Raw genomic sequence first — 24,141 nt, 5'->3', positions numbered from 1 at the left:
TGTATTTTTATATTGTTCCTAAATTTGTTCTTCCTAATACTATTTTTCCTGAAATATCTTCTTCTTCATCCACACAATTGTACAATGTGCCGGTAGGATAAACAGAGTTTAATTTTGATAGTGACTTGATGAATTCTGGTAAAGCATCTTGTTTGTTTTGTGTTTTATCCAAAAGAAAATTTTTGAAATCCTCTTCAAAATCAAGTAAATCATTGTCTTTTGGCGTTATCTGATCTTTTCGATATCCAATCCAGCAGATTTTTCCCAAAATGTGTGACGGAATTTCCTGCCGAATAACATCTTCGGCAAAATTTCTAAAATCAACATCAGCGAAACGATACGTATATCCGGGTAAAACGACACTGATTTTAAAAGAATATGGATTGGGGATACAACAATCGCCTGAGCAGTCGTCTGCACATATTGGCATGTAATAATCGGCATTTATTATCTCATTAGGATTGGGAACAAGAAGGATGTGTTCTACCAGAAAAATACCTTCATCGCTAAATTCTTCTTTAAAGAAAATGAGTAAATCCAGCATTGCTGCTTTAACCTCTTCTAATGTGAGGTAGAGCTCGTATTGGCGTGCAATGATTCTGTCCGGATTGCTAAGGTCATCCACAAATTCGGGATTGATAATGTGAAACGAATATTTATGTGTATCCGATTCAATTACTTCAAAAGTGTTGATAACAGTGTCTTTAAAGACAATTCCGTTATCACGGTTTTTGAAAAGCGTTTCAAATGCCTGTTCAATTTGTTTTTCGCTTGTTTCGTAAATTTTCAGGATTGAAAAATACATTTCTTTGATTGCACTTAGTTGATTTTCATAATCTTCTGTTGCGGTTAAGATGATTTCATCGGCATTGTTTCTAATTCTCCATCTAAAAAGATTAGGAGACTCGCCCGGACTCGGATCATAAAGCTGTACAAACAAACCGGAGATATCCTTTCTTTTGATTCCTCTTTTGCCTGTTTGCTGGTTTTTATCACCTTTAATACCTAATAGACCAGCAATTCGGTTTTCTAATCCAGTGACATTAAAAGTGTTCCAGAGGTTAGATAAAGGCTGGTTGAAATAATTAAATCCGCTTGCTCTTTTGCTGCTTATAGTATCGTAATTGATTAAAAAAGCAGATTTATTTTTCAGTACTATTTCGTCAGAAGAAGCTCCATAAAGTGATTTCATTAAAAAGGCATACTCTGCAAACCGTTCTGCAAACCGTGCAATCAAATGATCTTTCATCTGATTTTGTCTTTTGATGGAATCATCTAAATGACCAAACAAAAACTCATCTAATTTTTTTTCACCTGACGATAAATAAGCTTCGTTTACTATTTCCTTAAAACCTGTCATATCTGTGATGGTCTGAGTGAAATAAGTGTTCGAAAGCTCACTATTGATGGAAAGTATTTCTTTGATATTACTGAGATGTTTGAAGTAGCTCGCCAGAATCTGATCAAAAAATAACAGATATCCTTTTAATTGTTTTGCTTTTACTTTTCGTTCAGCACTCGCCGATTCTGATAGTCCAATTTCGCCAATACCATAATTTTCAGGGAAATTATTGGTAATACTGCTGTAAAACTCCGTTGCCGTGATTTTGCCGGAAGGCACTTGCAGCTCCCTGTTTTTAGCTGCATTTAGCTGCGAATAAGCAAAGTCTTCCTGAATTTCTTCTAAATATTTTTTTGCTTTTATTTTGTTGACCGTAACCGGTAAAACACCTTTGCTGAAGTTTAGTGTGCTTTTATGGCAAAGACTTGGTTTTTTGTTGGCCGGAATGCAGATATTCCAAACACTTCCTTCTGTTTCTATAGCTTCGCAATTGTTTAAAGAAATGTCTTTTATTACGCTTACACCTTTTATGCTCATGATAATCTGCATGATGTCAGAAAGGCGGACTTCTGTTCTTAATGAAGAATTTTTTAATTCTGCAGTATCTATAAATCCTCTCTCCAGAAAAGGCCCTTCAAAAATTTGATCGCTTGAATAGCCTTTTTCGAACATTTCAGCTAATGAATAATACTTTATACCCGGCGAAAGGTATTTTTCAAGTTCAAAAGTGATTAAAGCATGAATGTATTCTTCGTTTGCTTCGGGTTCAAGTTCAATTAATGCACATACAGCAATAGGCTGAATTTCTACTTCGCTTACTTCTAAAACATCCTCGCAAAGGTTTCTGTTTGCATGAAATTTTTCGATTATTTTAGTTTTCAGTATATCTTTCTTAGCCACACTAATTTCCTTGAAATCAACTAATATGTTATAATATCCTCTAATTTCAGATTCTTTAATAAAAGTATCCGGAGTTCCGACAAAATCTTCTTTTTTGAGTGAAATTTTAGCGTCTTTGCAATTGACGAATAATTTTTTAGATGTTTTTTGAAGCCAGCAATTTTTGATGTCTGGATCAATATCAATTAAAATTTTTCGGTAATCAAGAGCTGTAACAGCCTGCATGGGTAAAATTTCAGAAGCTGTAAAAAACTGTTCCTGAATAGGGTTCGAGTTACTGCTCAATATATCTTCAACAGGCAGATTGATTCTCATACCCAGATCAGTAATGGCATAACAAAGTACTTCCAGAATCGTAATTCCGGGATCGTGTGTGTTGTAGTCAGTCCAAAATTGGCTTCCTAACGATTCGATGTACTCGATTCCTTTTTTTCGAAGGAAGTCAAAACTCATGTCATCATTAGAACTGACATTTTTTGGGATACTGATATGTTGGTTTACAGTTGACATTCTTCTTGAGGTTCTATAGTTTTAACAGTACATTCTTTGACGTTGGTGCTTATTAAATGACTTTTTGCTGAGACTAAAATTGATTTTGGATTGGATGGAAAGGCTGCTTTATCAGACAGAGCCCCGTCTTTTAATAACTTTACATCTTGCAGATAATCTACATAGCCTAATTTTTCTATGTAATTAATGAGTATGCTTAAATGAACAGAAACGCCAAATGAGATGGGGACATTTTTGTCCAGAGCCCATGGTGATAAAAACTTAATAATTGCAGCATTGAGTTCCTGCATGTAGAAATTTTCATCGAAACCCGGTTTGAATTTTACTTTTAAATCAACTGTAACTTCTTCATAATTCGGATTAATTACGTACGTATTGATGTGCATCGAGTTCAGTTGATCAATATGTTTTTTGACTTTGTTGAGTGTAGCAGTACTTACCCGGGGCTGAAAAATATCGAATACGTTTTTGTTTACCGTGTCCGGAATTACAACCAGGGTTACATTGCCCGGTGACTGATAGGAGTCATCGCAGGTATGGTTCAGGCATTTTACTTTGTACAATTCCGGAAAATTTTGCAGTACGATGTGCTCGTAATCCCACATTGTAATTGCCCGGTTTTTGTGTCGGAGCCGTTCACTGATTCTTTTATAATAATCTTCGTTTGATTCTTCAGGTTTATAATCAAAACTATTGTAAGGCTGTGTAACCGATTTTACGTTACTCTGTCTATGCAGCAGTTTTGAAATAGTTCCGGCTTCTAATCCGGTTTTTAAATGGGCTAAATCATTAGCATTATCCTGAAAAGTAGCCAAAACCGCCTGTGAATGAATGCCTTTTATTTTACAGACTACATTGTACTGTTTATGCATTTTGGCTTTAAGCCAGATATAGTTTTTAGGAAGTCTGGTATTGTTTTGAGTAGCTTCTTTTGGTAAACTGAATTTCAGGATTCCCGATTGTAATAAATTGTCGGTCTCATTCAGTAAAATATCAGAATGGTTGAGAATACGCCATTCATTATTGCCCAGTACTGACCACTCTATTTTCTGTTTTCCGGTAAAAGATGCGGCAGTTGGATTTTCGCTTCCTTCTAATACCTGAAAAAGTAATGTGATCTGCTGTAATTCCTGAACATTTTCCAGCCCGATAAACAATTCTCCGCCTTTGCAGTAAGTAGGAAACAAATAGGAGTTTTGATCATCTGTATAATCCAGAACAGATTTCAGATAACTGTGTTCTTCCGAATATCCAAAAGGATGAATATGGAATAATTTCGCCTCATTTTTAGTATAAATAGCTTCTAATGTTTCCGTTCCTGATGTAGAAAATTTAGTTGTTTCGGAAGCCGTATAATGTAGCACAAGACTTTCAGCCAGTGGTGTGTAAGGCTGATTTGGAATTACGACATTATTATCTTCGGTCGTAAGTGCCAAAGCATAAATTTTTGGATATAAACTATGTAGAAACGAGTTAGTCAATGTTAGTTTTAACTGACCGTTTTTCTCTGTGATGTAATTAGAATTGGTTACATTTAATGTCGTTTTAAACGGACTTGCTGAGGTAAATAAAGCGACGGCACTTCCATAATTCTGCCAGATATTATTAGATAAAATAGATGGCTGGTATTGAAAGTAGCTGTTTGTTGTTACGATTCCGCCAGTAGTTACAAAACCATTCGAAGCATTTAAAACGCTGGCTTTGAATTCATTTACGCTAATGGTATTTAATGCAGAAGTTTTGTACGCTTTGTAATGTTCTGTAAAATCAGCCGGAGTGTTTTTCCAGAGTACATCAACATTGACATTTTGCCAGTTTTTAGAAAAAGCTTCATTGTATTTAATGAGGAAATTAGAACCTGTAACAGGCTGGGGAGAAAAAGCGAAAAATGGTTTCGAATCGTTGATACTCCCATTGTCATTTTCTAAAACGGCATTCTTAATATTTTGGACATCAATATTGATGGTGATATTTTCTAATTTGTTTTGCGCTAATAATTTGTAAAAATCATATCCATTCTCCTTTGCAAGATCCAGGCTGAATTTTGCAACAGGAAGATTGGTAGCGAATTCTTCACCATATATTTTAGGATCATAACCTGTAACAGCCTCTGCATTTTCATCTAAAAGAAAAGCAATTTTCATCATTTTTCCACTTGCAGAAGTAGTGTAAGGACTTCCTGATTTTATGGGTAGTGATGATGAAATTTCAGGAACCTGAAACCATTTTTTGGCTGTGGTCAACTGAAGGCTTAAACATTCTGTAATAATAGCCGTTGTTATAGCCGGGATGTTATTCTGAAATGTAAAGCTTATCTGGACAGTACGTTTTCCTTCTGCCAGATACAGAATAGGAGAGGCAATAGCAAACCCCAAATTTGCCTTTGGCAGTTCAGGTAATACAGGAGTTTTTTCGACGTATCCAAAGGGCCACCATTGCGTATTGTTTTTATCAGGAAATGCTTCGCCCAAACCATCATAAGAATTAGCAATCGGGCTAGCTGTTATTTTTTTTGAATCGACGTCATTATAAATGTTTTTCAATGAAGAAATGATTGCTTTATTGGCTATTAATTCATTGTTAGAGTAATAGTTTATGCTTTTGCCCAGGACATCTTTGCCACCATCAAAACCGGTTCTTGTGTCAATTTTTTCCTGAATGGCGTTTTTAGCCAATTCAAAAATAAGATACACCTTATCCGGCGTTGCAGGTAGCTTGTCAATATTTAAAATTTCTTTGTAATAAAAGTCAAGATGGCGTTTTGTTAGGTCGTTGTATCTTTTTTTACTGTTTTCTAACAGCATCAGAAAAGTCAGGAACAAAGTTAAATGTGGCGTAATAGCAAACTCTTTTTTGTTTTCTTCAATTAAATCAGTCAGTTCTTTTTTTACCCGTTCGAGTTTCAATTGATTTTCTATAGATGGTTTTTCTCCATTCCATTTAAAAAAATCAAAAAAAGGCTTCCAGTTTCCTGAAGGGGTTTGTGGATTTGAGGTTTCAAAATAATTTACATACTCAGAGAAATTGTGGGCAAATAAAATCCAGTCTGTCAGTTCAAAATCATTAAGGCGAATGCTTTCAGGTTGTAACGCGTTGATATAGCGCTGCTTTTGGTCGCTGCCATTAGAAGTCAAAACACTCAATATAGTATTGCAATTACTCATCTTTTAACAATTTATAAATTGGTCCCTTCTTGTTGGTAAAATGGATAAACCATATTTATTCTCGAATTGGTAGCACGTACTTTAAAGTCAATGAGTACTAATAGTTCGCCACTCAAATCATCGCCTTTTGTGATGTCAATTTTTTCGACATCAATTCTGGGTTCGTGATACAAAATAGCGGTTCTGATCAGTTCAGAAACAAATGTTTTTAAAGTCCGGTTTAATGGATTAAATAACAATTCGTCCATATTACAGCCGTACTTGGGCTGCATAATGCGTTCGCCTATTTTAGTTGAAAGTAAGATTTCCAGACTGCTTTTAATGTCGTTTTCGTCCGTAAGCATTGTTACAGTTTTGGTACTTTCTTTAAATTCAGGAGGAAAACTCCATCCAATACCTAAAAAGTTTTGTTCTGTTTCCATAACTAACCAATTAAAACCGTTGCGAATCCTGCTACTATTGTACCGCCATGTGAGGTTGAATCTCCCATTCGTGCAGCTGGTTTACCACCGATTAAAACCGTTGCAGACCCTGCAATGATACTATCAGGCGGACCAGAACAGGTAGCCATATCACCTACACATGCTGCAGGCATTCCTCCAATTAAAACGGTTGGTGCTCCAGCAGGTAAAACAGGACCGCCCACATGTGGAACTGTCCCCGTAACCATTGGGCAAACATGCATATCTGAAACTCTGGCGGCTGGTGCTCCCATAACTTTAATTTATTTGTACAATACTTCCTTTTAAGACGGCAGTGGCTCCCGATGACATTTCTACGCCACCGCTTCCTTCTGCCTTGAATTGTGCGCTGGCATTTATGGAAACATTTGTTCCTTCGATTTTTACATCTCCCGTGGCTTTAAATTCAATATTTCCGGCACTTTCCATTTTAATTCCGTTACTGTCGATAGTGATTACATTTGAGTTTTCATCTTCAATTTTTATGATGCCCTGATCTTCATCGAGTGTCACTTTTTTTCCGGCAGGGGTTTCAATTGCGATAGACTTTTTTTCATCGTCAAACAAAACCTTCATTTCGCTTCGGGTTACAATTCCTTTTTGATGATTGTCATCAGAAGCTGTAATGGGAGCCGGTTTTCCGCTGCTGTGAAGCATTCCTAAAACAATGGCGTTGTTTGGATCTTCATTGATAAAACCGATGATGACTTCATCTTCAATTTCGGGTCTGAAAAAAACACCCCTTTTATCTCCTGCATCCGGCGAAGCTACCCGGCACCAAATGCCTTGTTCATCATTATTGATGATTGGAATTTTTACTAAAATGCGGTCTTCGCCGTTTGGATCTTCTTCGAGTTGAGTAACAATTCCAACATGCAGCCCTTTTATAACCGGAATAATTCCGGAGCCGGTTGGTGTATGAATGTCGAATGTTTCAGAAAACCATTCCGGATTTAGTCCAAATTGTGCATCAATTGTCCAGTTTCCTTCGGATAATTCGTGAAAAACACCTGTGATATAGGCATTTCCGTTAAATCGGTCTCCAACGCCTTGGAGTGTGATTATGGTATTGGGTTTTACAGCCGGAATACCCTGAAATTTCACTCTTCCGCGAATTTTAGACAATTGCTGAAACAGTAATTTAGAATCAGCCCAATCCTGAAGTTCTACTTCTGTAATGGTTCCGCCGTGACGTAATTCAAGATTTTCATGATCGATAATTTTAGACAAATCTGAAACAGAAAGATTCCCGTTCAGACTCACAGCCGGATCGCTGGCCTCAATTTCTACCAATTCCTGGTCGGTGTAATTCCAGCTGTACGAAGACACTTTAGCGAATTGATTGCGGGCATCAATCTCGGCATCAAAATCAAGCAAAGTAGAACCGAAAGTAACTGTTTCAACGGGGGATGAACTAACATTAGGTTTGCTGATTGTAATTTTTCCATTTTCAACAAAACAAAGTTTGCCATTAGCCTGTGCTCTTGAAACGATGAAATCCCAATCTGACGTATTGTATTGAACGAGTTCTTTGTGACTGAAATTAGTAGCTTCAACGTCTTTGTCTAATCCGTATGTGTCAATGATTTCTTCAAAAGCTTCACTGTCTTTTACATCATAAAAATACTTGCTCTTTCTCCCGATAGTAAGTTTTACCGCTTCATCCTTGCATTCTATGATCAATAAGGAAGCACTGCTTTTTATTTTAATAGAGTGTTTGATGATGATTCCATTATAAATAGTTTCTTCATCATTGTGATAACCGGCTGTTATTTCGATTTTTTTTCCAGGAATTAATAAATCTTCATTACTCAGTTTAAAATCCCTTTCTGAAGCTTCTCCGTCTACCAGAACAATTTGGGCTAGTGGAATCCTGTTGGCCTCATTTTGTACCACAATGCTTTTTACCTGATAGGTTTTCGATAGTTCTGTCCCATCAATTAAAATTTTATGCGTAACCAAATCGGCACTTTTACTGGTCTGTATGACTCCGCTATTGTTCATTTAGGATTGTTTTTGAAGAGGTGGAAAAAATATTCTCTGACCTGTTTTTAATTTTCTGAAGTTGATAATGTTATTAACCTTGGCTACTTCCAGATAATATTTCGAATCACCGTAGATATGAAAAGACATTAAAGGCAACGTATCGCCTTCTTTAACAGTTCTGTAATGTGTTAAGTCCGGTGATTTATTATTTTCTTTTGCAGCCCTTAAATTATCTTCTACAAATCCCTGAAATTTTGCTTTGGCTACAGCCCTGATTGGGGTTCCGTCTGGTTTAAATAGCTTGAACTCTACATTCATTTCTGTCAGGGAACCTTTAAAAAGCAGTGTTCCCCAGGAAATAATCAGATAATTAGGTTTATGTTCGTCACCATTGTAATCCAGAATGACCTTTTTGAATTTCTCAATGTCATCGATAATTCCATCGTCAGTACTTGCGTATCCGTTAATTACTCCCGATCTGTCAAAAATGAAATCCAGTTCCAGGTTTTCAGGTAATTTTTTATTAAACCTTGGAGAAACGGTACTTGTTCCCGAGGCCTGGGTTTCATCTGTTTCAATTTTATAGTGATAGGTGTATTTTTCAGGATTTATAAGCGTAGAAAATTCACCATCAGCAATCTTATTGTTGAATTCCGGGTCACTATACGCAGCGACTTTTAGTTTTTCTAATTCTCCTGGCATGACTTAGCGCTCTTTTTTACGTTCGATGATTTTCATTACCTGTTCTACACATTCCGCTACAGGATCTTCATCCTTGCTTTTTGCAGTACTTTTAGAAGCAGGCGGTTTTGATCCTTCGTTCACGTTTATTTTAATGTGAAGCTCTTTTATTTCTATAGGCATAACTAACTCTTAATTAGGGTGAAATAATTATAGGTGAGCTCAACGTTTTCAATAACGAGTTTACTTTCTTCGGCATTAAAATCTTCAACCGCCCATTTTACAGGGTAGGCATGAACTACATTCCAGGAAACCAAAGGCTGGTGTTTCTCATTTAGCAGTTTGACAGTCAGGTTTACAGGTTTAAAAGAAAAATTTTCAATAGCATTCCTGCACCAGTCAATCACAACAGAATCAATCAGTATTCCTCTCTTTAAAGTCAGGTTTGGATACTTTGTCTTTACCGGAAGTTTATGCTTGAATCTGTTTTCTCCACCTTCGGCAATTTCTTCAGTTTCGATATCAACAGACAAACCGGAAACCGACTGGAACTGATGATCTTTTTCTTTCGATCCAAGACCTTCAAATTCAACTAAAAAATGAAAACCGACAGGTGGATAATAGTTAGCCATAACTAGTCATTTTGAATAGATAAACCTTCGTGAACCAATTCCATAGATTCGATAGCAACTTCGTTTCCGTCAGCTTTTAAATCAGTTGACTGGATTTTAGTTGGCCAGGCGTTTTTTACTTTCCAGGTAATCACAGGCTCGTGCTCTTCGTTGAGTAATTTGATGGTAATGTCCCTTCTTTCTATGGTATTTAGTTTTACCGTATTCCACCAGTTGTAATATTCATTATCGCTTGCAAAAGTTCCTCTTTTAAGTGTAATGTTAGAGAATTTCTGCATGCCGGGCATTTTAATTTTGCTGTACTCAGGACTTGCTCCCTGACGATATTCTATAACTTCAGTTTCTACATCTAATCCGGAAACTTCTGTAAACCCTATTTTTGTTCCTTTCCAGTCAACTGAGAAATGAAACTTTGGTAGCGGATAACTCATGATCTATATTTTTTTATTGTTGATATTAATTAAGATTCCTGCATTTTGTGAGAGAAACGCAGAATGATAAATTCTGCCGGACGAACTACAGCCATTCCGATTTCGATGATCATTTTACCGTCTAAAATATCTGTAGCCGACATGGTTTGACCCAGTCCGATTCTAACATAAAATGCCTGTTCAGGTTTTGCTCCGGCTAATGCTCCGGCTCTCCATTGCAGAATCAGGAAATTTTCAATCATAGCTCTTACTCTTATCCAGGTATTAGCATCGTTAGTTTCAAATACAAACTGTTCTGTTGCTTTTTTGATGGATTCCTCAGCCATGTTAAAAAATCGGCGAACCGGTACATAACGCCATTCATTGTCATTGCCCGCCAAGGTTCTTGACCCCCAAATCAAGGTTCCTTTACCTACAAAACTTCTAATGGCGTTTATAGATCTACCGCCAACGGTGTCGATATTCAGGTTGTCCTGATCGCCGTTGGTTATTTTTAACGTTGGTTTTATTACATAATTTAATCCCACATTAGCCGGCGCTTTCCAAACTCCCCGGTTAGAATCAACACGGGCGTAAACTCCCGCTACCGAACTGCTTGGAGGAAGTGTAACAGGAAGTGCTGCAATCTCTGCTTTTATGGTATTATAAGATTTATTGTCGAAGCCTTCAATATCGCCAAGATAACGCCCATTCATGGCTCCGTTATTGGTGTCAGTGGCAGAAATGCTGGTAATCTCATTTTTAATGTCTTCAACAAGGTCTGCCAGATTATTTCCTGGAGTAGGCTGATTGAATACATCAAGAGTAATGGCTAAGTTGTCGCTTGGCAATTCAATGATAGAATTGGTTGGCTCAGTAGGAACAGTAAAAGTAAGTAGTTTAGCAATTTCGGCAACGACGCTGTTAACATGCGTACCCAGGGAAGCAGCATTTTTGGCTGCGCGAATTTTTGCCGTTAAATCTTCTAATTTTGCCTGTACGCTTTCAATTTTGTTAGGTCCTTCAAACAAACCTGTAAAAACATTAAGAGCATTTTGAAGAGGGACTTCTACTCCTGCATTCTCTTCCACTGAGGTAATGGCAGAATTAGCGGCATCTTTAACCTTCTCTTTGTCTTCTATTAAAAGTTTTAATTGATTTGTTAGTGTTTTTATGGTATCGGCAAAAGTATTTTTTAAAGCAATGTCAAAATTGGCGGGACCTGTGCCAAGATTAAAACCTGTTGGGTTTGGAGAATCAGTAAACAAAAGGACATTTGCAACACTTCCTGATAATGTGTCATTGACAGATCCTAAATCTCCGCTGTCGCTCACCGTAAGCAGGCCTGAGATTTTTGATCCGATAGTAACGAAAACAGACTGAACCTGACTCGAAGCTGCAACTAAGGCATCTGGTACATTGGTAAGATGACTGATTAAAATATCATCTTCATTGTATCTGTAATCGAGAATAGTTTCAAGATAAGGATAATATACAGCACCATATTTAAGATAATCTTTTTCCTGAGGAAACTTGCCTCTTAGCACTTGTGAATCTGAACCTGCGTCTGTAGCTGTATGTGTGTCAATTATAGTGAAGCGGTCCTGCATATCATGACATTGTGTTAAGGCATTCCCGTATAAGGCATAAAATTCATTTACGTTTAAAGCTTTTGCATCCGGAAAAAGCAACAGAGTTGGTTCGTCTTCACCTCTCAATATATCCAAACCGGGATTCAGATCAATTAAGCTAACAGTATTTGGAGTACCGTTCAGGGCTTCATAAAGATTTACTGAAACAATATAACAAGGGCCACCACCATTTGCAAAATACATCTGAAGAGAATAATACATTAGATATGGTTTTGGAGCACTTGGCTGATTTACCACAATATTTCTGTCGACTACATTATTGGTTACTACATCAGTAACATTTACAGAGATACTGTCTTCAGGATATGCCAGTCCAAAGTACTTTTCATAATCCAGTAAAGAGGTTATTCTTGTAGGAACCAGATGCAAATCGTTGTCAATCTTTTTAGTCGCTTTTTCAGTATATCCAATAAAAGCAGGAATCGCTGTTTCTACCTGGGCAACAGAAGGAGGAAACTTTACGATTTCCTCAATATATACTCCAGGCGTTTTGTAAGTTGTTGCCATAATTGATTGTTTTTTAATTATTTAAATAAATATTTCAGAATAGTAGTCACTGTTGATTTTTATAATGGATTTTATTGATGGATTTGGATACTGGGTGTCCTGTGGCTGCGATGGGGTAAAATCAGCAATCGGGTCAACCTCAACAAAACCGGAGCGGGTTAATGGTTTTACTGCATTGGTTTCAATCTCAGTTCCTGCTTTACGGTTGATATATTTCCAAAATGTTTTTCGATTGTCAAAATGAATTTTAAAATTCGGGCCTATTATTTTACCTGAATTATTCACAATATTTCCGGAACTATTATCGCCCTGAAGATTGAGTGAAATAAGCCCAAACACATCTTGTTTTTCTAACGGATGAAGTGCGGATAGGAAATTTGTAGTGGTTTCTTCGGATACTAAATAGTCATTTGAAATTAGTTTGTTGTCATTTATTTTTGAAAGATATTCAAATGAAACAGGCTCAGTTAAAGGTTTGACATTACTAAACAGGAATATTTGATTCTGAACAAAGTCCAGATTTGTATAATTCCCAAATTGATGATCATTGATTTTGATTAAAAATTTTAAATTCAAATCAGCAGGGATTCTTATAAATGGGTCGGTTTCGTCTGTTTCTTTAACTTTGATATACACCTTAAAACCTTTTTTGGTTTTCTTGAATAACATTTTATAGTTTTTTAGGGCCATATTGGTTTCTAAAGTGGGTATTATAGTTAAGAATGTATCGCTATTGAATTGCTGCAGCATTTTTTCTTTACCAGCGTTAGTCATACTTGTAAAAGTTTCCTCTCCATTATTCAAAAAATAATTATGAAGAAGGGTTACTTCAAATAGCAATCCATATGTAACAGAAAAACTCATAACTCTTCTTTCATTTTAGTTATACCTTTCACTTTACTGATGAGCTGTCCTTCGGATTGTGTAATGTTACGTTCGATTTGGATCATGCTTACTTTATATAATGCTGATGGGAATTGTCTGCCTCCTAATGTTCCCCAGATATAATTTAATTCTTCAAAAGTGGGGGTGTAGAGTTCAACTGTGAATCTAAAGTTGTCTACATTACTCATAGCAATATTGTTTCGGTTATAAATAGTATTGGCTTGCGTAAAAAGTTTTTTTCCCTGAAAAAATTCAATGATTTTTGAAATATCTTTAAGTGAGTTAACATATTTATCTCTATTGGCACTAAAAAGGATGTAAAGATTTAAATTGACAATGCTGTTTTTATAAATTGTTTTAGCATTTTCTATAGTGTGATTCGGGAAGTTTTTTAAAGTAGCTTCTTCATCCAAATTGATTAATGTAAGTGCTACACTATCTTTCAAAGCTGTAGCTATATCTTCATTTTGTGACTCTAAAAAAGCAATATTTTCCGCAACAACAGATTTGTCCAGCCCGATTTCATCGAGATAGCTGTTTACTTGTTCTGAAATTATCTGAATTACTTCAAAAATCATCTTAGATTGGGTTTTATATATGGTATATGCGAATTTTTGCTTTTATAAACCAGGATTTTATATGTAAATTGCTGTCATTTAGCTTGTAATTAATGACAGACATTCCCTAATCATTAAATTATTTTTATTCTCTATAGAAGCTAAATAATTTATGACATGAGTTTAAATATTTGCCAGATTACAGACTTTGACAATTAAATTGTAATGTAGTTGTGGGATTTAAATTGTAGTAGAAATTTTAGCTAAAGATATATAGTTGTAATAATTTTACTTACAAAATTTGCTAAAAATATGTTTCAAGTTATAAAATGAAACATACAAACTTAATATGATACAGTATATTTCAAATATTATATAGAAAATAAATAAGGAATCTGAGAAGCTTAATTTGCATAAAATTCAGCGGAGTATTCGGATTTTAATTATAAAATCATTCGAAACAAATGCTATAAAAATATCTTTCATTAAAATGATGTATCTCAATACCTGGGGAAAGATGATTGAATAAAAAAACTTCCAGGTCATTTGATCTTGGAAGTTTTTTTATTCTGAACATGAAATTATTTTATAAAACTAAAGAATCCTTCTTTCCATTTCGAATATGTTCACGATGAGATATTCCCCACTTAATCATTTCGGTAATTATGGGGCCAAAAGATTTGCAATAATCAGTTGATTCATAAAGTATCGGTACTTCCGCGTCGCGGTCTTCGGTTCTCTTAACCAGATTATTGAGTTCCATATCTTTTAATTCTTTCGAAAGCATACGTGATGTAATTCCTGGGATGCTTTTTTGAATTTCCTTAAACCGTAGATTTCCATTGCAAATCGAATTGATAATTGGCAATTTCCATTTTCCTCCTAAAACATACAAAGTGTCCTGAAGCGCCTGAACTTCCTCTTTCTGATTTCTCAACATTGGTATTAATTTTATACTAAGATATAAAACATTTTTTTTGAGGGATATCTAAATTAGACCAAAGATGCAGGTTTTGTTTTCATCTTATCGAACTAAAACAGGTATACTCAATGATACCTGTAAAAAAGCAATGTCTTTTCAGATTTAAATTTGTCACATTAGTTTAAAACATAAAAAAATGGACAATTTAAAAGATAAAGTTGCAGTAATTACAGGTGGAAATAGCGGAATTGGCTATGCCACTGCAAGACAATTAAAAGAGCAGGGGGCAAAAGTTATTATTACCGGAAGAAGAAAAGAAGCGATAGAAAAAGCGGCTTCAGAATTGGGTGTAACAGCTGTAGTAGCTGATCAGTCCAGAGTTTCTGATATTGAAAATCTGGCTTCAAAAGTAAAAGAAGATTTTAGAGAAGTTGATATTCTTTTTATCAATGCCGGAATCGCTGGTTTAGGTACCATTGAACAGGCTACTGAAACTTTATATGATTATATTATGAATGTCAATTTAAAAGGAGCTTATTTTACTTTAAGCCGTTTTATTCCAATTTTAAAAGACAGTGCCTCTGTAGTATTTCTTTCTTCTAACACTGCCAGTATGAGCGGAGCAGGATCCTCAATATATTCTTCCAGTAAAACGGCTCTTAATGCCGTTATGAAAATTGCAGCTTTGGAATTAGCTCCAAGAAAGATAAGAGTCAATTCGGTTAGTCCGGGGCCTACAGAAACAGAAGTAATGAAAAAAGTAGGTTTAGACGAAGCCACCGTAAAATCGATTATGGATGTGGTGGTCGATAAAATTCCGCTAAAAGAAATGGGAACTGCAGAAGACGTTGCCAAAATGGTATCTTATCTAAGCAGTGAAGCATCGAAATTTATCACCGGAGCCGATTTCATTATGGATGGAGGAATGGTTTTAGCTTAAAAATTTTTGTTTAAGGTTTCAGGTTGAAATAGTTTAACCGCAAAGCCGCTAAGATTGCCACAAAGGTCGTAAAGTTATCATTTCATAGCTTTGCGACCTTTGCCTTTTTATAAAGCGTTATTAGAAAATCCTTTGCGCACTTTGCGGTTGAATTCTTTTGGTTAAGTCGGAAAACATTTCACATTTCACACTGTCCATTTCACTTCTTACTTTGTCCGGTTGAGCTATTTTCTGATTTTAAAAGAAGGATTGCCAAACTACTTTTGACGAAGAAATTAATAAACAAACCAATTTAAATCAAAACAATATGGAAACTAAAAAACAGAAAACATGGGTTATTGTCGCTATTATCATTTTAGGAATCATCGCTTTTTTAATTCCGAATCAGATTGCAGCACAGACAGGCATAAAACGCACCGATTTGCAAAAACACGATCTGAGTGTTACGGGACGTGAAGCGGTTCAGGCACGAATTGATTTTGATGGACATTCGGCTTTTGGGAAACACTTTCATCCGGGTGAAGAGATTATTTATGTATTAGAAGGTTCACTGGAATATGAGGTAGAAGGTCAGGCTCCGGTTACGCTAAAAGCAGGAGAAGTTCTTTTTATTCCGGCCGGAGTGGTTCATTCGGCGAGAAACAATACAAACTTAAAAGCTTCTGAACTGGCGACTTATATTGTAGAGAAAGGCAAACCCATCTTAACGCTGAAAGAATAACGAATATTTCAGATTAATGTCTGTCCGTTTCAGCCTTTACTTCGTCCGTTTGACCTTTTTTCTGATTGTAAACAGTAGAATGTCAGCCTACTTTTGAAGAATAAATTAACTGATAATCAACTAAAAAAAAACAATATTTATGAAAACTTTATTCAACAATGCAAAAATAATTTTAATGGTTCTTTTTATAAATGCTGCCATTGCCCAAACTCCAAAACAAGAAGTCAACAGTTCACTGGGAACTTTAAAACAAATCAATGCAGGAGTATTAAATGTAGGATATACAGAAGCAGGACCTTCAAACGGAGCGCCGGTAATTTTGCTTCATGGCTGGCCTTATGACATTCACAGTTATAATGAAGTCGTTCCGATTTTAGTTTCAAAAGGTTATCATGTTTTTACACCTTATTTAAGAGGATTCGGAACTACAACTTTCCTTTCAAAAGATACTTTCAGAAATGGACAGCAGGCAGCTTTGGCAAGTGACGTTATCGCTTTTATGGATGCGCTTAAAATCGACAAAGCCGTAATTGGCGGTTTCGATTGGGGTGCGAGAACAGCTGTAGTAGTATCGGCACTTTGGCCCGAACGTGTAAAAGGTCTGGTTTCAGTAAGCGGTTATTTGGTAGTAAATCTGGAAGCTAACCTGAAACCATTGCCTCCAAAAGCAGAATTAGGATGGTGGTACCAATATTATTTCGCAACCGAAAGAGGAAAGTTAGGTTACACTCAAAATACGTATGAATTCAATAGACAAATCTGGCAAGTCGCTTCTCCGTTATGGAATTTTGACAAAGCTACTTACGATCAGACGGCTCAGTCATTTAACAATCCGGATCACGTAGCAATCGTAATTCATAACTACAGATGGCGTCAGTCGCTTGAAGCGGGAGAATCAAAATACGATAGTTTGGAGAAACGTCTGGCTTCAAGACAGGCAATTAAAGTTCCGACGATTACAATTGGAAGCGATTTTGACGGCGCTTTCGCGGATGGAAAAGCGTATGCCGATAAATTCACAGGAAAATACGAACACCGAATTCTAAAAGGCATCGGACACGATGTTCCTCAGGAAGACCCAAAGGCATTTGCTCAGGCGATAATCGATGTAGATGGTTTTAGTAAAAAGTAAAAAGTAAAAAGTAACAAGTGAAAGTGAAAAAGGAAATCAATGATAATTCAGCTTTATCATCTAACATCTAACAATTAATAAAATCATGGAAACAAAAATCTTATATACAGGAAAAACACACACTACAGGTGGCCGTAACGGTGCTTCTCAAAGTTCAGATGAACAATTGAATATTAAATTAAGTTCACCAGGAACTTCACGTCCGGGGACAAATCCGGAGCAGTTGTTTGCTGCAGGCTGGTCGGCTTGTTTTATTGGGGCTTTGGGAATAGCGGCTTCAGCTCAGGGAATTAAACTTCCTGTTGATACTTCCGTAGAGGCAGAGGTTGATTTATGTGTAACCGAAGGCGAATATTCTTTGCAGGCACGTTTAAACATCAGTCTTCCGGAATTGGACAATGCAACAGCAAAAGCTTTGGCTGTCCAGGCACATCAGACTTGTCCCTATTCTAAAGCTACAAGAGGAAATATTCACGTGGAGATTAATATTTTGTAAAAAGTAAAAAGTAAAAAGTAAAAAGTGAGATGTCTTAAAATAATTTTTCACATCTCACATTTCACATCTCACATTTCACGCATAATACAGATGAAAAATATACTAACTTTTATAATGCTGTTTCTCTTAACGGGAAATACCATTTACAGCCAAAATATTTCAGATAAAAAAGGTTTTGCACTTTTAGAATTATATACTTCTGAAGGCTGTTCAAGCTGTCCGCCCGCAGATGATCTTATGGGCAAAATTCAAAATGAATATAAAGACAGTAACGTTTATGTTTTGGCTTACCATGTTGATTATTGGGACAAACAAGGCTGGAAAGATATTTTTAGCAATGCTGATTTTACCAAAAGGCAATACGATTATGCTGAATTTATGAAGAAGTCTCCGATTTACACACCTCAGGTAATCATTAATGGAAAAGCAGATTACATAGGTTCTCAGGAAACCAGTGTTCGAAACGGAATTAAATCGGCAGTCTCAAAAACCGTTTTGGCTAATATAAATTTAGAAACAACTCAAAAGGATACGAATCTTTTGGTAAATTACACCGTAGAAGGAACTTCGAAAAACAGCCGTTTGTTTATTGCTGTTGTTCAGAAATCAGCCAAAAGCAACGTAAAAAGAGGAGAGAATGCACATCGTGTTTTGTCGCACTACCAAATTGTTCGTCAGCTACAGTCGGTTGATTTGAATAAAACGAAAAAAGGAACTGCATCGGTTCATCTGCCTAAAAATTTCAATAAACAGGATTTTGAAATTATTGGTTTTATACAGGATATGAATTCGGGTGCTATTTTAGGGGTGAAACGGGCTTAGGGTTTTTTGTTTCACGCAGATTTTGCAGATAAAGCAGATTATTAAAAATCAGCTATAATCTTTTCAAATCTGCGTGAAATATTTTTTTCAAAATAAACCTATCTTTGACAGGGCAGTATTTAAAAACAAATAAAATATGGAAAAAATAAAAGGCTTTCAGGTTTCCCGAAAGTTGATTTTGACAAGTTCTGTTGCACTTGCCGTTCTTGCTTCGATACCCAAATTATTTGATGCTGCTTCGACACCCGGAGATATTATAATCAACTCTTCGATTACGCTGTTGTTTTCTGTTTTTATTTGGTATTATAACATTTACAGTCTGCCTAAATTTTCTTCACAGCGCAATCATACAAGCCTTTTCAACTGGAAACTTTTATTTAGTGTGGTTTTAGGTATCGTTGTAATGGTTATTTTGGTAATTGGACATCAGGAACTTTTTCAAATCTCAAAAATGGATGCTCCAATCATGTTTGAATTGCGGGGCGTTTTGATCAATCTGATTGTGTATATGTTTTTGCATCTGCTTTTTCAGAACTACCAGACACAGCAAATGAGAGTAGAGTTGGAGCGGACACATACTATGAATCTGGGTGCTCAATACGAACTTTTGAAACAGCAGGTAAATCCGCATTTTTTGTTTAACAGTCTGAATACTTTAAAATCGATGGTTGATATTAACGATCCAATGAGTTCTGATTTTATATTGAAACTTTCTGATTTTTATCGCTTTACACTCGAAAGCAGGAAGCTGGATTTGATTCCGCTTCGCGAAGAACTTGAGATTTTGGATTCGTATGTGTATTTGCTGAAAGCCCGTTTTGAAGACGGATTTATTCTGAACAATAACACAGATTCAAAGCAATACGACTCGGCAATCCCGCCTTTTACTTTACAGTTATTGATAGAAAACTGCATCAAACACAATGTGGTTTCTCTCGACAAACCGTTACAGATTAACTTATATACCGAAGATGATTTCCTGGTAATCGAAAACCCAATTCAGTTAAAAAGAGGTGTATTATCTACCGGTGTCGGACTCGATAATATCAATCAGCGTTTTATGCATTTGGTTCATAAGGAAATCGAAATTGAAAAAACAGATACCATTTTTAAAGTAAAAATTCCCCTGATTTATGACTATCATAATAATTGAAGATGAAGTAAAAACGGCCAAAGCACTTGGTCAGCTAATTTTGAGTATCAGACCCGATGCTCAAATTTTGTCGTACATACAAAGCATAGACGGGGCGGTAAGTTATCTGCTGGAAAATGACCAGCCTGACCTTATTTTTATGGATATTCAGCTGGCAGATGGCTTGTGTTTTGAGATTTTTAAAAATGTAGAAGTGTTGTCTCCTGTAATATTTTGTACCGCTTTTGATGATTATGCTATTGAAGCTTTCAAGTCAAACGGAATCGATTATATATTGAAACCTTTCTCCAGGGAAAGTATCGCCGGAGCCATTAAAAAAGCCGCAGAATTAAAGAATTTTTTCCAAAGGAATAAAAAAGCAATGCCTGATTTTGATTATTTATTGACCCGAAATGGTGAAAATAAAGGCAAGAGCAGTTTTCTGGTTTTTAAAAACAATAAATATCAAACGGTTCTAACAGAGAATATTGCTTTGTTTTATATTAAAAATGAAACCCCGACGATTTTGTCTTTTGATAAAACAGAATATCAGATTACCCAATCTTTAGATGAAGTTCATAAACTTTTGTCGCCAACGCAATTCTTCCGAATTAACAGACAGTACTTGGTCAATTTTTCTGCAATACGAGAAGCAGAACATTATTTTTCCCGCAAATTAATCATCAAATTAACTATTCCAACAGAAGAAAAATTATTGGTTGGGAAGGAGAAAGCTACGGCATTTTTAAGCTGGCTTGAAAACAGGTAGTTTTCACTCTCAATTTGTAGTCTCAGTTTGTCATTTCGAGGAACGAGAAATCTCATCCCAATATTCTACAAAGATTGGTGATTTTGATTGTGGAGTTTCTTGTGCGATTTCTCCCTCCGGTCGAAATGACAAAAGTAAGTCAACATAAAAGAAAAAACTAAACTTTCGAAGGCGAAAATCCATACTGTTTTTTAAACGCAAATGAAAAATGCGAAAGATCTTCAAATCCCACTTCGAGGTAAACTTCTGAGGGTGTTTTTCCTTTTTCTTTTATAAGATAATACGCTTGCTGTAATCTTTTTTGTAGCAGCCATCTGCTTGGTGAACTATCAAAAATACGCTGAAAATCACGTTTAAAAGTCGCCAGACTTCTGCCTGTCAGGTATGCAAACCGGTCTAATTGCACATTAAAATGAAAATTCTTTTTCATAAAAGCTTCCAGATCTATTTTCCCGGGTGCTGTAAAATCAAACAAAATATCTTTGAGCTCCGGTTTGCATTGCAATAAAATAGTAATCGCTTCTCTTAATTTTAAAGCCTGTAGTTCCTGATTAATTAGCTGATCTTCATTTATGTACGGAATAAGGGAATCCATAAAACTTTTTAGCAGCGGAACTTCTTTTAGCTGTATTACAGCTTCTTCATCATGGTTTTTAATCAAATTTGTTTTTTGATTGTATTCTATTGAGAAATTCCGCAGTGTTTCCTGATCGAGGTATATTGAAATAGCCTGGAAGCCAATATCAGGATCCGGCTGCTTGATAAACTTAATCAATTGATTTTTTCTGATGAATCTGAAATCTCCGGGTTTGAAGACATATTTTTTGTTGCTGTTATGTAATGTCAGCGTACCTGAAATCTGATAACTCAAAACATGGTCCGCAGAAAATTGCTCGCCTTCCCGGTTTTGTGTGTGATAACAGGAATAGGCAATTGAAGTCGGTTTTTGATTCAGTTTTAAATTACTCATAGTTACAAATTTAGAAAAAAGGCCGTATTAAATTAGCTTAATACGACCTTAATAAAAGAACTGAAATTATTGTTTTTCAGAATTGTTGAACCATTTGTTGGTATCAAGAAAATTTCCCGAATCGTCGTGGTCTGTAGAGAGACTCACGTTCATCCATTGCTCCATTTCCAGTTGACGGGCTACATCAGCATTTTGCAATATTGCGATAGCCTCGCTGCCCAGTACAAGATGCATTGGAGGATTTGGATGAGAAGCTAAATCCACCATCACTTTAGCCGCTTTTTCAGGATCGCCAACAGGAAGAAAACTTCCTCCCTTAAAGAAATCGGTACGTTGTTTTACAACTTCATAACCTTCTATTTCTGCCGCATACGACATAGAATTACCAGCCCAGTCTGTACGGAAACCGCCAGGTTCAACACTGGTCACGAATATTCCCAATCCAGCTACTTCTTTTGCCAGAGCTTCTGTAAATCCGCTTAAGCCAAATTTTGCTGCCTGATACATGGTCAAACCCGCATTCCCAACGCGTCCGCCAACAGAACTAATTTGTAAAATTCGGCCGGAACCCTGTTTACGCATATAAGGCAATACGGCACGGGTAATTTCAATTGGCGCGTATAAATTAGTTTCTAACTGACTGCGAACCTGCTCAGGGGTATAAGCTTCGGCAGCGCCAATGATTCCGAATCCCGCATTGTTTACCAAAACGTCTATTCTTCCAAAATGTTCTGCCGCAGTTTTGACAGCACTATAAACTTGTTCGTAATTCGTAACATCTAATGCTAAAGGAAAAATTTGATCTTTAAAACGTTCAGTCAAATCATTTAACTGATTGATATCGCGGGCAGTTGCTACCACTTTATCGCCGTTTTCTAAAACTGCTTCAGTAAGATTACGACCTAATCCTCTGGAGCTTCCTGTAATAAACCATATTTTATTCATTGTACTTGTATTTAATTGTTCTTTACAAAATTACATTGCAAGGTTACTTTGTTATTTTGCTGAAAAGCTCAATTTTATTTGTTTAAAAGCTCATGTTTGTTTTGCCAAAAGCCAATAATTTTGATTTTAGAATAGCATAAATTACCCATTATGTGTAATTATTAAAAACGTCAGTTCGAGTGTTTTTTGTGCAGAGAAGCGGAATAAAAAATGTATCGAGAACCGTTTTTAATGAGGATTTTTCTGTTCTCGATACAATTTTTCTATCGAAAATTACTCGAACTGACGAAAAATCCTCATCAAAAACTAATTAACCTAACACATTATAAACAGAATCTCACAAAGTCGCGAAGTCGCAAAGAAATTAAACTTAGCGTCTCTGCGACTTTGAGAGATTAAAACGGAAGCTTAGTTTTCTCCTGAAAAACTCGGTGTATAAGTAACGCTATATAATTTTCTGAACATTAAATAAGTAACACTTACCATTGTAAAAGCAATAATAGTATCGGTAGTAGCAGAAAAGCCCAATACAGCCAGTTTTGAAAAGAAAGCAAAGATGATGTCGAAGAAAACGCCCGCAAATACCCATTCTTTCAATCGCAATAATTTATTCGGAATCAATAAGGTAATTACACCGGATACTTTCATTACACCCAGTATATAAATGAAATGCTCCGGATAGCCTAGCTCTTGTGTAATTTTCCAGACAAGTGGATTTGTTGTAAGTTCAAAAAAACCGCTGGCACCAAACCATAAAGAAGTTAAAATAACGCCTGTCCAATAAATAATTTTTGTTGTTTTTGTATTCATGATTTTAAATTTTAAGTTGTTAATACGGGACAAAATTGCATTAAAGGCGATCGGTTTCATATTGATATTTTGGTGAAACGGACAAATTGAAATGCCAAACAGACAATCGATAAGTTCATTTGATTTTATAACTTTACAAAAGACTTTTCAAAACCTAATTGTCCCATTTAAATGGAAGCCAAAATACTTTTACAAGAGCATATTGCGAAAACCGTTTCATTGACAGAAGAAGAATTCGATTATTTTTTTTCACACTTTAAACCAATGTCTTTTAAGAAAGGCCAGACTATTATTGGAGCGGGTGATAAGGTAGATTGCGAATACTTTGTGATTTCAGGCTGTTTGAAGGCTTTTTTTATTAATGATGAAATAAAAATGTATATCCTTCAATTTGCCATGCCAACCTGGTGGACTTCAGATTATACGGCTTTATACAATCAGACACCTGCAACAATCAATGTAGATTGTATTACAGATGCTGAAGTGCTTTGTCTAACCAGCACCGATCGCGAAAAACTCTGTGCCGAATTCCATCAGGTAGAACATTTCTTTCGCTGGAGAACCAACAAAGGCTACATTGCTTCTCAAAAAAGACTTTTATCCTTTATGAACAACAATGTCAAAACACGTTATGAAGAACTTTTGGCATTATATCCTCAATTATACAATCTTGTTCCGAAGCATTTAATTGCAGCTTATTTGGGTGTTTCCAGAGAAACGTTGAGCAGGCTTTACAATTCTTAGTTTTTTTGCCACAGATTGAAGGATTAAAATGATTTTTATAATATTTCACGC

24 protein-coding genes are annotated in these 24,141 nt (G+C 35.9%); 8 read left to right on the top strand and 16 right to left on the bottom strand.

The features are described 5' to 3' along the window. Positions 1-7 precede the first annotated feature (7 nt). The 13 genes from GXM16_RS06765 to GXM16_RS06710 form a co-directional block, all read right to left on the bottom strand. Positions 8-2,752 (bottom strand): hypothetical protein, encoded by a 2,745-nt coding sequence (locus GXM16_RS06765; protein WP_163393636.1) that lies wholly within the window; start codon positions 2,750-2,752, stop codon positions 8-10. After that, entirely contained in the window at positions 2,740-5,916 is a 3,177-nt protein-coding gene (locus GXM16_RS06760; RefSeq protein WP_163393635.1) for a baseplate J/gp47 family protein, read from the bottom strand. Before GXM16_RS06760 ends, GXM16_RS06765 begins: the two co-directional genes overlap by 13 nt. 11 nt (positions 5,917-5,927) lie before the next feature. Further along, the gene (locus tag GXM16_RS06755; protein ID WP_163393634.1) at positions 5,928-6,338 is read right to left on the bottom strand and encodes a GPW/gp25 family protein; all 411 of its coding nucleotides are present in this window, start codon (positions 6,336-6,338) and stop codon (positions 5,928-5,930) included. Positions 6,339-6,340: 2 nt separating this feature from the next. Beyond that, positions 6,341-6,631, bottom strand: coding sequence for a PAAR domain-containing protein (locus GXM16_RS06750; protein WP_163393633.1), 291 nt, complete (start codon positions 6,629-6,631; stop codon positions 6,341-6,343). 4 nt (positions 6,632-6,635) lie between these two features. Further along, positions 6,636-8,381: a type VI secretion system tip protein VgrG gene (gene vgrG, locus GXM16_RS06745; protein WP_163393632.1), complete on the bottom strand. Its 1,746-nt coding sequence runs from the start codon at positions 8,379-8,381 to the stop codon at positions 6,636-6,638. Further along, on the bottom strand, positions 8,382-9,065 hold the full coding sequence (locus GXM16_RS06740) for a CIS tube protein (RefSeq protein WP_163393631.1): 684 nt from the start codon (positions 9,063-9,065) through the stop codon (positions 8,382-8,384). A 3-nt stretch (positions 9,066-9,068) separates the two neighbouring features. After that, positions 9,069-9,227 (bottom strand): DUF5908 family protein, encoded by a 159-nt coding sequence (locus tag GXM16_RS22665; RefSeq protein ID WP_165828904.1) that lies wholly within the window; start codon positions 9,225-9,227, stop codon positions 9,069-9,071. Between the two features lie 2 nt (positions 9,228-9,229). Further along, positions 9,230-9,676, bottom strand: a complete 447-nt coding sequence (locus tag GXM16_RS06735) for a phage tail protein (RefSeq protein WP_163393630.1) — start codon at positions 9,674-9,676, stop codon at positions 9,230-9,232. A gap of 2 nt (positions 9,677-9,678) precedes the next feature. Next, positions 9,679-10,107 carry a phage tail protein gene (locus tag GXM16_RS06730; RefSeq protein WP_163393629.1) on the bottom strand — a complete coding sequence of 143 codons (429 nt, stop codon included), beginning with the start codon at positions 10,105-10,107 and terminating at the stop codon, positions 9,679-9,681. Positions 10,108-10,136: 29 nt separating this feature from the next. Then, positions 10,137-12,245: a phage tail sheath C-terminal domain-containing protein gene (locus GXM16_RS06725; RefSeq protein ID WP_163393628.1), complete on the bottom strand. Its 2,109-nt coding sequence runs from the start codon at positions 12,243-12,245 to the stop codon at positions 10,137-10,139. Positions 12,246-12,266: 21 nt separating this feature from the next. After that, positions 12,267-13,109, bottom strand: a complete 843-nt coding sequence (locus tag GXM16_RS06720) for a hypothetical protein (RefSeq protein WP_163393627.1) — start codon at positions 13,107-13,109, stop codon at positions 12,267-12,269. Then, complete coding sequence (locus tag GXM16_RS06715) at positions 13,106-13,708, bottom strand: Pvc16 family protein (RefSeq protein ID WP_163393626.1); 603 nt, start codon at positions 13,706-13,708, stop codon at positions 13,106-13,108. Before GXM16_RS06715 ends, GXM16_RS06720 begins: the two co-directional genes overlap by 4 nt. Positions 13,709-14,273: 565 nt before the next feature. Continuing rightward, complete coding sequence (locus GXM16_RS06710; protein ID WP_163393625.1) at positions 14,274-14,627, bottom strand: winged helix-turn-helix transcriptional regulator; 354 nt, start codon at positions 14,625-14,627, stop codon at positions 14,274-14,276. Between the two features lie 178 nt (positions 14,628-14,805). Here GXM16_RS06710 and GXM16_RS06705 point away from each other — a divergent pair, with 178 nt between their 5' ends. From GXM16_RS06705 to GXM16_RS06675, 7 genes are all read left to right on the top strand, one after another. Then, positions 14,806-15,549 carry an SDR family oxidoreductase gene (locus GXM16_RS06705; protein WP_163393624.1) on the top strand — a complete coding sequence of 248 codons (744 nt, stop codon included), beginning with the start codon at positions 14,806-14,808 and terminating at the stop codon, positions 15,547-15,549. Between the two features lie 307 nt (positions 15,550-15,856). Continuing rightward, positions 15,857-16,270: a cupin domain-containing protein gene (locus GXM16_RS06700; protein ID WP_163393623.1), complete on the top strand. Its 414-nt coding sequence runs from the start codon at positions 15,857-15,859 to the stop codon at positions 16,268-16,270. 139 nt (positions 16,271-16,409) lie between these two features. Continuing rightward, a complete protein-coding gene (locus GXM16_RS06695; RefSeq protein ID WP_163393622.1) occupies positions 16,410-17,402 on the top strand; it encodes an alpha/beta fold hydrolase in 993 nt (330 codons plus the stop codon). A gap of 85 nt (positions 17,403-17,487) precedes the next feature. Continuing rightward, positions 17,488-17,898 (top strand): organic hydroperoxide resistance protein, encoded by a 411-nt coding sequence (locus GXM16_RS06690; protein WP_163393621.1) that lies wholly within the window; start codon positions 17,488-17,490, stop codon positions 17,896-17,898. Positions 17,899-17,988: 90 nt separating this feature from the next. Next, a complete protein-coding gene (locus GXM16_RS06685) occupies positions 17,989-18,720 on the top strand; it encodes a DUF1223 domain-containing protein (protein ID WP_229684211.1) in 732 nt (243 codons plus the stop codon). A 136-nt stretch (positions 18,721-18,856) separates the two neighbouring features. After that, positions 18,857-19,873, top strand: a complete 1,017-nt coding sequence (locus GXM16_RS06680; RefSeq protein ID WP_163393620.1) for a sensor histidine kinase — start codon at positions 18,857-18,859, stop codon at positions 19,871-19,873. Further along, the gene (locus GXM16_RS06675) at positions 19,854-20,621 is read left to right on the top strand and encodes a LytR/AlgR family response regulator transcription factor (RefSeq protein WP_163393619.1); all 768 of its coding nucleotides are present in this window, start codon (positions 19,854-19,856) and stop codon (positions 20,619-20,621) included. Before GXM16_RS06680 ends, GXM16_RS06675 begins: the two co-directional genes overlap by 20 nt. Before the next feature lie 157 nt (positions 20,622-20,778). Here the strand turns inward: GXM16_RS06675 and GXM16_RS06670 are convergent, their stop codons facing one another. The 3 genes from GXM16_RS06670 to GXM16_RS06660 form a co-directional block, all read right to left on the bottom strand. Then, entirely contained in the window at positions 20,779-21,591 is an 813-nt protein-coding gene (locus tag GXM16_RS06670) for a helix-turn-helix domain-containing protein (RefSeq protein ID WP_163393618.1), read from the bottom strand. A 66-nt stretch (positions 21,592-21,657) separates the two neighbouring features. Beyond that, positions 21,658-22,536 (bottom strand): oxidoreductase, encoded by an 879-nt coding sequence (locus tag GXM16_RS06665; protein WP_163393617.1) that lies wholly within the window; start codon positions 22,534-22,536, stop codon positions 21,658-21,660. 408 nt (positions 22,537-22,944) lie between these two features. After that, positions 22,945-23,346 carry a DoxX family protein gene (locus GXM16_RS06660; protein WP_163393616.1) on the bottom strand — a complete coding sequence of 134 codons (402 nt, stop codon included), beginning with the start codon at positions 23,344-23,346 and terminating at the stop codon, positions 22,945-22,947. A 171-nt stretch (positions 23,347-23,517) separates the two neighbouring features. On the opposite strand from GXM16_RS06660, the gene GXM16_RS06655 reads away from it, so the two are divergent. After that, complete coding sequence (locus GXM16_RS06655) at positions 23,518-24,090, top strand: Crp/Fnr family transcriptional regulator (protein ID WP_163393615.1); 573 nt, start codon at positions 23,518-23,520, stop codon at positions 24,088-24,090. The last annotated feature ends 51 nt before the right edge of the window (positions 24,091-24,141 follow it).

Origin of the sequence: Flavobacterium limi (genome assembly GCF_010645075.1) — a bacterium.
Taxonomy (GTDB): Bacteria; Bacteroidota; Bacteroidia; order Flavobacteriales; family Flavobacteriaceae; genus Flavobacterium; species Flavobacterium limi.
Note: the sequence above shows the minus strand (reverse complement) of the source record. Positions and strands in the feature narration are given on the sequence as shown.